The 6,022-nt window shown below is 55.4% G+C and carries 6 protein-coding genes and 2 tRNA genes; 4 read left to right on the top strand and 4 right to left on the bottom strand.

Annotation, left to right across the window (positions count from 1 at the left end):
• Positions 1-3: 3 nt before the first annotated feature.
• Together ABSE13_RS01920 and ABSE13_RS01915 are read left to right on the top strand one after the other, a co-directional pair.
• A tRNA-Tyr gene (locus tag ABSE13_RS01920) sits at positions 4-109 on the top strand.
• 16 nt (positions 110-125) lie between these two features.
• Positions 126-198 (top strand) — tRNA-Asp (locus tag ABSE13_RS01915).
• Between the two features lie 145 nt (positions 199-343).
• On the opposite strand, the gene ABSE13_RS01910 is transcribed toward ABSE13_RS01915, so the two are convergent.
• From ABSE13_RS01910 to ABSE13_RS01895, 4 genes are all read right to left on the bottom strand, one after another.
• Complete coding sequence (locus ABSE13_RS01910; RefSeq protein ID WP_424026786.1) at positions 344-1,762, bottom strand: MFS transporter; 1,419 nt, start codon at positions 1,760-1,762, stop codon at positions 344-346.
• A 346-nt stretch (positions 1,763-2,108) separates the two neighbouring features.
• On the bottom strand, positions 2,109-2,387 hold the full coding sequence (locus ABSE13_RS01905) for a hypothetical protein (protein WP_424026785.1): 279 nt from the start codon (positions 2,385-2,387) through the stop codon (positions 2,109-2,111).
• Between the two features lie 147 nt (positions 2,388-2,534).
• Entirely contained in the window at positions 2,535-3,005 is a 471-nt protein-coding gene (locus ABSE13_RS01900) for a hypothetical protein (RefSeq protein ID WP_424026784.1), read from the bottom strand.
• A gap of 71 nt (positions 3,006-3,076) precedes the next feature.
• Positions 3,077-3,703 (bottom strand): hypothetical protein, encoded by a 627-nt coding sequence (locus ABSE13_RS01895; protein WP_424026783.1) that lies wholly within the window; start codon positions 3,701-3,703, stop codon positions 3,077-3,079.
• A gap of 117 nt (positions 3,704-3,820) precedes the next feature.
• On the opposite strand from ABSE13_RS01895, the gene ABSE13_RS01890 reads away from it, so the two are divergent.
• Together ABSE13_RS01890 and ABSE13_RS01885 are read left to right on the top strand one after the other, a co-directional pair.
• Positions 3,821-4,270 carry a hypothetical protein gene (locus ABSE13_RS01890; RefSeq protein ID WP_424026782.1) on the top strand — a complete coding sequence of 150 codons (450 nt, stop codon included), beginning with the start codon at positions 3,821-3,823 and terminating at the stop codon, positions 4,268-4,270.
• Positions 4,271-4,435: 165 nt separating this feature from the next.
• Positions 4,436-6,019, top strand: coding sequence for a zinc-ribbon domain-containing protein (locus tag ABSE13_RS01885; protein WP_424026781.1), 1,584 nt, complete (start codon positions 4,436-4,438; stop codon positions 6,017-6,019).
• The last annotated feature ends 3 nt before the right edge of the window (positions 6,020-6,022 follow it).

The following is a 6,022-nucleotide window of genomic DNA, read 5'->3' as shown; positions in this document are numbered from 1 at the left end:
TGCCCCGCCTTAACTCAGCCTGGTAGAGTGCGCGGCTGTAGATTGGTTTACCGTCATAGGTAACTGCGCGGCTACCGCGATGTCCCCGGTTCGAATCTGGGAGGCGGGATTAACTGTACCAAAGTGCCCAGGTAGTGTAGTGGCCTATCATGATTGCCTGTCACGCAATCGACTCGGATTCGAATTCCGACCTGGGCGTCACTGCGATTTTATATTTTTTTTATAAACTTCATACCTTTTTACCAACTTTGACAATTACGGGAACCCTGATTATCCCTCATCGGATTGTTTAAAAAAGCACTACACCGTGAGTGGCCAACAGTGGTGACTAAAAAATCCTCGCTCACACCTTATACTCGCACACAGCCCCGGCCAGGCAGATGAGGCCGGCAACATACATGCAGTTCCCGAAGATGGCAGCAAGCAGCCCAGGGCCGGCATCTGTCAGCCCGGCATAGCCGGCCCAGTCCAGCTGCGCAGTCATAAGGAAGGCGGCGATGGAGATCCCGAACATGATGCCCAGGTACTGCAGTGCGGTGATCAGGCTCGATCCGATGCCGTGCAGCGCCGGTGGCAGCGACCCCATGATCCCGATACTGTTGGGGCCCTGGTACACGGAACGGGATATCCCGGCGATTACAAACAATACGAGGATGAGTCCGATGTCCATTCGCGTGAATGCAGCTCCGCACCCGAGGAATGCGATCCCCATAATTGCGATGCCGGTTACGGTATACCGGGATGACCGGTACCGGTCGTAAAGCCAGCCAAAGAGGGGGGAGGCGACCAGCATCGAGAGTGGTAGGATCAGGGCAATAAGTCCGATATGCGAAGGCCGGAGTTCTATCACGTACTCGAAATAGAATGGCTGGACCGTGAGCAGGACAAAGGTTGCCGTCAGGTACAGGATCAGGCTGACTGACTGCAGGACAAACCCCCGGTTACGGAAGATCCCTATCGGGACAACGGGGTTCTCGACCGATTGCTCGCGTGCGACAAATGCAATGAGGCAGACGAGACATATGCCTGACCAGATGCCGAAGGATTCCAGCCGGACCGGGGGATTCGAGAGCGCGTTCAGCGCCACGGCAAGCGATGCCATCAGCCCGATGAGGAGAAGAGCCCCGGGGTAGTCGATGTGCCGGAAGGTCATCGGATTCCTATCGATCGCAAGATACTTCGTAGCGGTAATCAGGAGCAGGATGCCGATCGGCACGTTAACAAGGAAGATGAACGGCCAGCCGATGAGGTCGACGATGAACCCCCCGGCAGCCGGCCCAACGATCAGCCCGAGCGCGATCACGGCCGTATAATACCCCATCGCCCGGCCGCGCTCATCCGGAGGGAAGACCTGCATGATGATCGCAACACAGACACTCATCAGCATCGATGCCCCCAGCGCTTGCAGGACCCGGAAGAGGATCAGATCCGGAATTGAGGATGAGAGTCCGCAGCCAAGGGAACTGATCGTGAAGAGCAGAAGTCCTGCCTTGAAGAGCCTGCCATTGCCCACGGAGTGGGAGAGCGACCCGAAGAGCAGTACCGTGGCAAGAACGGTGATCACGTAACCGGTCGCAATCCACTGGACCTGGCCGATACCGGCGCCCAGGAACTGCATAATGGTGGGAAGGGCGATCGCGACGATCTGGACGTCCAGCACGCACATAAATATCCCGACAAGGACGATGGCGAGAATGATATACCGGGCCTTATAACCGTTGGCCAGAATGATTGCAGGGTCGGGATCGCAGGCTTCTGTCATGGTCTGGAGTCCTTAACACTCTCACATGGCTGATGGATTTAAAGTTCCCGGGAGTGTGCGGTCTTATTGTAAATTAATTACTTGAAGGATCCGCATAGAATTGTTTTCGTTCCTTAACATGGAGTACGCACCTGTACTTGTATGCCCAGTGGATAGTAAGAGGGAACAAGAATTACCTGAGGGGGGTCAGCTGCAGACCTCGTTCCCATGCAGCTGGGGGCTACCCCCCTACTGGTATCCGGGATCACGCTTTCTCTTCATGTATCTGGCCGCACAACCGGGAGTAAAGCATGAAACTCCGGGAAAGCTCCCACTGGTTTTCGTGAACCGTGGAAGGAAAAAAGTATCAGCTGGTGGTGGTTGGCTGGATGAGTAAGCGGCCCCGCGATGTGAGCCTGAGGATCACTTCGCTGCTGGACTTCCCTCCATCAAGATATCGCTTGGAGAGGAGGACTCTGACACCGGACCTGACACTGCTCTCGCTATGGGTGGGATGCAGCATCTGAACAACCTGACTTATGTGGCAGCTCTGTTTGTTTGCAACTGCCCCGAGAATATCAAGATGGGTGGGAGTTGCTACAAATGCTACGGGGGTTTCAAAGGAAATTTCTTTCATTGTCGTCATAGTGCGCCCTGGTGATAGTGAAAACACGAGTATTTTTAGATCGCGTGGAACGGATCACCAGTGTAGTATATGCTGTTTGAGATGAAGTAATCATGTATAAAAAACGGGCATGAGAAAATGGACTTTTCTGCAGCACTGAAAACAGGGTTACTCGACCCGGTACCCGTGCGCCTCCAGGATCTGCTGGTACAGGCGCTCTGCATCGGGATGCCTAGGGGGAATTGCCTGTTCAGCCTCCTCCCAGTCCGTACGCAGGGCGGGATTGTCTGTATGAAGCGAGAGGTTGCCGGTCACGTACCCAAGTGATTTTCCGTCGGGGTCAGCGATCCGCATCACAACACAGCGATAGTGCTTGCATTGCGCAGGGCTGTCGCGGTGGATGGTGCAGCGGATAAGATCCCTGTCAGGCCTGAGGAACCGGCAGGCATGGGGGTGTCGGTCGGAAAAGGAATGATCAGAAAAGATCTCCCGCTTGTCCACATCGATCACAGCAGCGAACTGCGCGCCGGTGGAGACTGATTCACAGGAAAATGTGAAAGGACCCGTCTGCTTCTCGATTACAATAAAGTCGCCCAGGTACATACAGCAGGTGCCGCACTGACGGCAGGTGAACACCATTCGATCGCCCTCGTACCTGTACTATCCGGAAGTCATAGGTAAAAAAAGAAGCCGGTACAGGGTCAGCCGGCTCAGTGGATCCGGCCGGCTGCGGCCTGTGCGAGGGTTTTAAGCACTTCGTAATCCGTTGTCGTGCCCTTCATGCTTATCTGTTCAAAGACGTTGCTCTTCACGAAAATCACGCTGTATGCGGTAATATCCCCCGGTGAATTGCCCGTACTTTCCTTCCATGCAAGACTCTGGTCCCCGATGACCGGGAAGGGGACCTGATAACCGCTCGTGTTATATCCGGCCGGTACGAGCGCATCCCGCTTGATCCGGTAGACCTCGTTGATATTCTCCGGGGTATAGGTGCTGATCTGCTGGATTACATTGGTCATGTCATCGTGCTTCTTGTCCATACGGTAGTATGAGACCTCGTAGCCCTGCCGCCAGCCAAGGTCACGGTCCAGCTGGCTGATCCCGCCATAAGCGACAAGAGACCGGTCCCGCAATATATAATCTGAAGGAAGATCTGCGGGCTGCAATGCCATCTCGTCAATCGTTGCGTTGGCAGCGGGGGTTTGAGATGGCGTGGCCGTGGCGGGCTGGTTGTATGTCGGGGCAGGGCCGAACACGCTTGACAGGCACCCGGCAGATCCTGCCGATACTAATACGACGAGGATCAGGAGGAAGAATACACGATACCTGTATTCCATATCATACACCATGGCAGAGGCAATTTAAATTGTTGGTGGATGGAGCCGCCGGACAACCGCTTTCATCCACAAGCGCTATAATGCCGGCAGCAGAACATTGTGCAGGGAAGATACAACATGCCGATCACCAGCGTAGCCATGCTTGACAAGGATCACCATATCCACCTGATCCCTGCCGACCGGGTCCTCATGATGAGCATCGAGCACTCGGCGATTAAGAAAGTGGAAAACGAACGGTTCGAAGTTGAATGTTTCATCAAGCTCTCGGTCGAGGGATTCCCCCATCCGCTCGAGGATGTGATCCGGTTCACGTTTGCCGCAACGAAAATTCCCGGCCAGCAGATGATGACCGAACTGACATTCGTGCAGAACCATATCATCAAGTTTGTCTTCGACAAGGGGCTGGCCGGAGACCTCTGCAGCTGCGTGCCCGATACCCCTTCCGCCAGGGAATGCGGGATCACCATCTCGTCCGAGATAAAAACGGAAATGCTCGCTTCGCAGCAGTTCAAGTCGGTACTTGCCCAGCACGGGGCATTACCGGATTCGGTTATTTTCGTTAAGTGACCGGAAAAACCGTATCCTTTTTTTATCATCAGTCCCGCCATTTTTGGATCGTAATAACCACATAGTATAGCGGGGCAGTCGTTGAGGTAGCGGGCCCCTCTGGATAAATATCTTTTTCACATGCAAGAGACAACCACTACCGAACAGATTACGTGCGGTGGTATCATGGGCGATCCAGAAATCCGAAGTGACGAAAAAGTTCTCATGAGGACACAGGGGGTTCACGTCAAGTCGATCCCGTTTGAAGGCATCCTTACGAACAGGCGTATCATCCTTGTCGACAGGGCAAAGAACATCCTGCCTCCCAAGGAGATCCCGCTTGCTACGGTCAAAGACGTGGAAACCGGGGAAAATGCAATCAGTGACCTGACCCTCACCATCTCGATCATGGCAAAGACCGGTGAGATCCGCCAGATGATCCTCACTTTTTCCCGACAGGAAGGCGGGGACCGGACCAGGGAACGGGATGAATGGGCCCGGCTGATCCGGGAGAGCACATCGACTTCATTTGAGCAGGTGATCAGGAAAGTGATCCCCGGAGTTGATCCAGCGCAGCGTCAGTCGGCACCTGCAGCTCCCTCTACAGAGACTCCGAAAAGGGCCCAGCCAAGGATTGCGTTCGAAGGTGTCCACCCGATAAAGAAGATCATCGAGACCGCCCCTCCCGAATCCCCGGTACCAGCCGCTCAGTCCTCCACCGCACCTGCCACAGGAGAGGTCGTATTCTGTACCCGCTGCGGGAACAAGGTTTCTGCAGACTCAGCATTCTGCAACAAGTGCGGCTCACCGGTTGTCGTTCCTGCCGCTATACCCCGGCAACCCGCTGCCCGGCAGGCCGCAGCACCAGCGTCGCAACCGGCTCCCGTCCGCCGGGCACCGGCTGAGGCCGTCCGGACAATACCTGCGGATGTGTCCCTTCAGCAGTCTCTTGCATGGGATGATGAACCCGATCAGGCTCCCGTGCAGTCCCCCGCATCCCGGCAGGCTGCCCGCAAACCGGAAAAGAAAGGATTCCTTGCCGGTATCTTTTCGCCTAGGAAGCGTGTTGCGCCCCAGACGAAAGCGGCGGCACCCGCACCTTCCGCTCCCCCTTCCAGGAAACCCCGCGCCAGCCTGATGCCCGGTAAGAAGACCCTTATCGCCGGAGTCGTTGTCCTCGTTGTTATCATTGCGCTCGTTATCGGTGCCGTATTCGTGTACCCGATGCTGATGAATGGAAACAGCGCAGACGCGTCCGGGACAACCGGTACTTCCGGTTCATCTGGCAGCAGCGCACCCGCCGCCGCTCTGTCCAATACCGGTGTCGCATCCATTACCGTGAAGGAAACCACGGCCCCGAATATTCCTGCAACCGGTGTCTGGGTTAATATCAGTTATATCGGCGCCTGGTCGGGCACTTATGGTATGCCATCTGATCCGCAGAAGGTAACCTCATCCGGTATCCGGTTAGAAGAGGTCGTCAACGCCAGCGGTACGATCCAGGCCAGTATTACAAAACAGGACAGTTCAAAGCACCCTCTGACCGTTGATATCTACGATAACGGCAAACTCCTTGCCAGCGGTAATACCAGCGATCCATCCGGGAAAGTAATCGTGTCCGCAGATGCCGGTACCGCAGCCCCAAGTGCCCCGTCAACCACAACTCCGGCAAAGACCGGTACTACCACGGCTTCTGCCCAGGCGACAACTGCTGTGACTACCGCAAAAACCGTCGCCCCTACAGCCACTACCACCACCAAATCCACCTGATCC

The sequence above is a fragment of the Methanoregula sp. genome, assembly GCF_049518935.1.
Classification (GTDB): Archaea; Halobacteriota; Methanomicrobia; order Methanomicrobiales; family Methanospirillaceae; genus Methanoregula.
Note: the sequence above shows the minus strand (reverse complement) of the source record. Positions and strands in the feature narration are given on the sequence as shown.

Excerpts from the sequence above, each read along its gene's own strand:
- ABSE13_RS01900 (WP_424026784.1), bottom strand. The coding sequence starts at position 3,005 with ATGGTGTTCACCTGCCGTCAGTGCGGCACCTGCTGTATGTACCTGGGC.
- ABSE13_RS01905 (WP_424026785.1), bottom strand. The coding sequence starts at position 2,387 with ATGACGACAATGAAAGAAATTTCCTTTGAAACCCCCGTAGCATTTGTA.
- ABSE13_RS01895 (WP_424026783.1), bottom strand. The coding sequence starts at position 3,703 with ATGGAATACAGGTATCGTGTATTCTTCCTCCTGATCCTCGTCGTATTA.
- ABSE13_RS01890 (WP_424026782.1), top strand. The coding sequence starts at position 3,821 with ATGCCGATCACCAGCGTAGCCATGCTTGACAAGGATCACCATATCCAC.
- ABSE13_RS01885 (WP_424026781.1), top strand. The coding sequence starts at position 4,436 with ATGGGCGATCCAGAAATCCGAAGTGACGAAAAAGTTCTCATGAGGACA.
- ABSE13_RS01910 (WP_424026786.1), bottom strand. The coding sequence starts at position 1,762 with ATGACAGAAGCCTGCGATCCCGACCCTGCAATCATTCTGGCCAACGGT.